Annotated in this window: 1 protein-coding gene; it reads right to left on the bottom strand. The window is 58.0% G+C overall.

Annotation, left to right across the window (positions count from 1 at the left end; translation table 11 throughout):
* On the bottom strand, nt 1-429 hold a 429-nt coding region (locus B4U49_RS18975; protein WP_158078511.1), incomplete at both ends, for a hypothetical protein.

The raw sequence follows: 429 nt of genomic DNA, 5'->3' as shown, positions 1-429 counted from the left end.
ACTATCGGAGCCGCCATTGCCGTCCAGGTCTGCAACGCCGTAGAAGTTAAACCCGGTATAAGTGTCGACGGTCAGGGTGTCGTCGGCAGCCAGATTGAAGGCTTCCTGGCTTGATGTACCGGTCAAGGTGCCGGTGGTGATCTCGGTGATACCGGTAATGCCCAGGCCGTCGGCATCCAGCTGGCCGACGGTGTTGGTCAGACTGATTCCCGCACTGAAGGCGCTGGCATCGAGGGTATCCACATCACCATTACCGTCCAGGGATGTCATGCCGGAAATGGTCATGCTGTCAGCGAAGGTGACACTGCCATTCGCGTTGAGAGTGAAACTATCGGCTCCCGTGGTTCCCAGCAGGCCACCACTGACAGCCGCCAGGGTTTCCGCATTGATAAAGGTGATGCCGTTGTTGTCGGCACTGGTGCTACTCAG

The sequence above is a fragment of the Microbulbifer mangrovi genome (assembly GCF_002009015.1).
Classification (GTDB): Bacteria; Pseudomonadota; Gammaproteobacteria; order Pseudomonadales; family Cellvibrionaceae; genus Microbulbifer; species Microbulbifer mangrovi.
The sequence above is the reverse complement of the archived record's forward strand: the minus strand, read 5'-3'. Positions and strand labels throughout refer to the sequence as shown.